We start from the raw sequence: 3,293 nt of genomic DNA on the forward strand, positions 1-3,293 counted from the left end.
AACGCCGGCCTGCTGCAATGGCTGCGCGACGAACTCACGGCGCGCGGGCCGCTGCGGCCGCCGAGATTCGAGCACGACGCCCGGGCGGGGTCGCGCGGCTCCTGGTGGGGCTGGGACGACGTGAAGAACGGGCTCGAGCGCCTGTGGCTCATGGGCGACGTCGCGATCGCCGGGCGCCGCGGATTCGAGCGGCGCTACGCGCTGGCCGAGGACGTGCTCCCGCCTGAGGCGCTCGGCTCCCCCGTGCCGCGGTCCGAGGCCATTCCCGAGCTCATCCGCCGCGCGGCCGTGGCCTACGGCGTCGCCACCGCGGCCGACCTCGCCGATTACTGGCGCATCCGCGATCGTCCCGCGGTCCTCGCCGCCGTGCGCGACCTCGTCGACGCCGGCGAGCTCGAACCCGTCTCCGTGGAGGGCTGGACGGTGGCCGGGAGGCCCGCGAAGGCCTGGCTGCACCGGGATGCCGCCCGACCCCGCCGCATCGACGCGACAGCCCTCCTGACGCCGTTCGATCCCGTCGTGTGGTTCCGCGAGCGCGCGGAGCGCCTGTTCGACTTCGACTACCGCATCGAGATCTACACCCCGGCCGAGAAGCGGCGCTTCGGCTACTACTCGCTGCCCGTCATCGTGGGCGACGACGTCGTCGGTCGGGTCGACCTCAAGGCCGACCGTGCCGCCTCCGCGCTGCGCGTGCAGTCCGCGTGGTGGGAGCACGGTGCACCCGCGGATGCCACCGAACGCCTCGCCGCGGAGCTGCGCACCGCCGCGGACTGGCAGGGGCTGGAGCGGGTCACGGTGTCGCGGTGGGGCGATGCCGCCGACGCGCTGGCCGGCGCCCTCGCCGCGGAGCGGCACGAGCATCCGCAAGCACCGGCCGACGACGGTGCCCCCTCGCCCGTGGGGGCGGAGGGGGCACCGAAGTAGACGTCAGAACTGGACGCGCGGCGGCTCCGAGATCGCGGCGCCGTCGACGACCTCGAAGAACTCGCGGGCTTGGAAGCCCAGTTGGCGGGCGAAGAGGTTGTTGGGGAAGACCTTGATCTTGGTGTTCAGCTCGCGGACGCCGCCGTTGTAGAACCGACGCGAGGCCTGGATCTTGTCCTCGGTGTCGACGATCGACTGCTGCAGCTGCAGGAAGTTCTGGCTCGCCTGGAGCTGCGGGTAGCCCTCCGCCACCGCGAACAGCGACTTCAGCGCCTGCTGCATGTGGCCCTCGGCGACTCCCGCTTCGGCGGGGCTCTGCGCCGAGATCGTCTCGGCGCGCGCCCGCGTCACGTTCTCGAAGACCGCCTTCTCGTGCGCGGCGTAGCCCTTCACGGTCTCGATGAGGTTGGGGAGCAGATCGGCCCTCCGCTTGAGCTGGACCGTGATGTCGCTCCAGGCCTCGTCGACCCGCACGTTCAGGGACACGAGCGAGTTGTACGTCGCCCAGAGATAGATTCCCGCGATCACGAGGATCGCGACGATCACGATGAGGGGAACGAGCCACTCCCACATGTTCCGGTTCTCCGTTCGACGACTGCCCGGACAATCCTAACGGCGCGATCCTCGCCCGCCAGGGGCCTGAGGCCGACTCTCAGTCGATACGCACGCAGGCGCCTCGATACGGCCACATGACGCCCCCGCAGTACCCCCGGTGGGACTCGAACCCACACCTGGAGCGATTTTAAGTCGCCTGCCTCTGCCATTGGGCTACGGGGGCGGATGCCTCGATCCACCGTAGCGCGCGGGCGGATGGCATCCGGAAACGACGAAACCCCCGCACGCGAGGTGCGGGGGCTTCGAGCGGTGTCACTTGGCGGCGACGGCCTCGGGCTTCTTCTCGGCCGGGGCGTCGGCCGCGGGCTGCGCGGGGCGGGGACGCGCCGCGAACTCCTCGAAGGTCGCACGGGGGTTCTGGACCGCCTCGAGCGACACGGTCTCGCGGCCGTGGAAGAAGTTCTGCACCCAGTCGCCGACGACGCGGAACTTGCGCTCCCACGTCGGCATGGCCAGGCCGTGGTAGCCGCGGTGCGCGAACCAGGCGAGGAGGCCGGTGAGGGCGATCTTGCCGGACTGGAAAGCACCGTTGTACAGACCCAGGCCGGCGACGGCACCCAGGTTCTTGTGGAAGTACTGCTTGGGCTGCTCGCCACGGAGCACCGCCACGATGTTCTTCGCCATGAGCTTGCCCTGGCGCACCGCGTGCTGCGCGTTCGGGACGCAGAAGCCGCCGACGCCGCCACCGGACAGGTCGGGAACGGCCGAGACGTCACCGGCGGCCCACGCGCCCTCGACGAACTCCTCGTCGGTGCCGACACGAAGGTCGGGGCGGGTGCGGATGCGACCGCGCTCCTCGACGGGCAGGTCGCTGCCGCGCACGACGGTCGGGTTCGCCATGACGCCCGCGGTCCAGATGATGAGGTCGGTGGGCAGCTGCTCACCGGTCGACAGCTCGACGACGCCGTCGACGGCGCCCTTGACCTGCGTGTCGAGGTGCACGAACGCACCCTTCTTCGCGAGGTCGGCGAGCACCCACTCGCTCGTCTTCTGCGACACCTCGGGCATGATGCGGCCCATGGCCTCGATGAGGTGGAAGTGCGTGTCGTCGAACGCGAGCGTCGGGTACTGCTTGAGCAGCGAGGACGCGTAGGCGCGGAGCTCGGCGAACACCTCGATGCCCGCGAAGCCGCCACCGACGACGACGACGGTGAGCAGACGGTCGCGCTCGGGGCCGGCCGGGAGAACCGACGCCTTCTCGAAGTTCGAGGTCAGACGGTCGCGGATCGCGACGGCCTCCTCGATCGTCTTGAGGCCGATGGCGTTCTCGGCGATGCCCGGGATCGGGAACGTGCGCGACACGGCACCGGCCGTCACGACGATCTGGTCGTACTCCTGGGTCCAGGTCTCGTCGCCCACGATCGGGGTGATCGTCGCGGTCTTGGTCGCGTGCTCGATGCCCGTGACCTTTCCGGCGATGACCGTGGTGCGCTTGAGGTGGCGGCGCAGGCCGACCACGACGTGGCGGGGCTCGATCTCACCGGCCGCGACCTCGGGGAGGAACGGCTGGTAGGTCATGTACGGCAGCGGATCGACGAGAGTGACCTCGGCCTCGTTGCGGCCGAGGAGCTTCTCGAGCTTCCACGCGGTGTAGAAACCCGCGTAGCCTCCGCCGACGATGAGGATCTTGGGCACGGTGCTGGTCACGATGGAAGAGACTCCTGGTTTGTGATGCGGCTCGGCTCGCGAGATGTGCGCGCCTTACGGATACGCCGGGCAGCAGCACTGACGCCGAGCGTGATCATTATAGCGGC

At 70.0% G+C, this 3,293-nt stretch carries 3 protein-coding genes and 1 tRNA gene; 1 reads left to right on the plus strand and 3 read right to left on the minus strand.

Annotated features, from left to right (window positions below):
* The coding region (locus tag I5G_RS22820; RefSeq protein WP_022879784.1) for a winged helix-turn-helix domain-containing protein at positions 1–924 on the plus strand (924 nt) is incomplete at its 5' end.
* A gap of 3 nt (positions 925–927) precedes the next feature.
* Here I5G_RS22820 and I5G_RS15005 read toward each other — a convergent pair.
* The 3 genes from I5G_RS15005 to I5G_RS15015 form a co-directional block, all read right to left on the minus strand.
* On the minus strand, positions 928–1,497 hold the full coding sequence (locus I5G_RS15005; RefSeq protein ID WP_022879785.1) for a LemA family protein: 570 nt from the start codon (positions 1,495–1,497) through the stop codon (positions 928–930).
* A 131-nt stretch (positions 1,498–1,628) separates the two neighbouring features.
* Positions 1,629–1,702: transfer RNA gene (locus I5G_RS15010), tRNA-Leu, on the minus strand.
* A gap of 89 nt (positions 1,703–1,791) precedes the next feature.
* Positions 1,792–3,174: an NAD(P)/FAD-dependent oxidoreductase gene (locus I5G_RS15015; protein ID WP_026095968.1), complete on the minus strand. Its 1,383-nt coding sequence runs from the start codon at positions 3,172–3,174 to the stop codon at positions 1,792–1,794.
* Positions 3,175–3,293 lie beyond the last annotated feature (119 nt).

This window comes from Microbacterium sp. B19 (assembly GCF_000333395.1).
GTDB lineage: Bacteria > Actinomycetota > Actinomycetes > Actinomycetales > Microbacteriaceae > Microbacterium.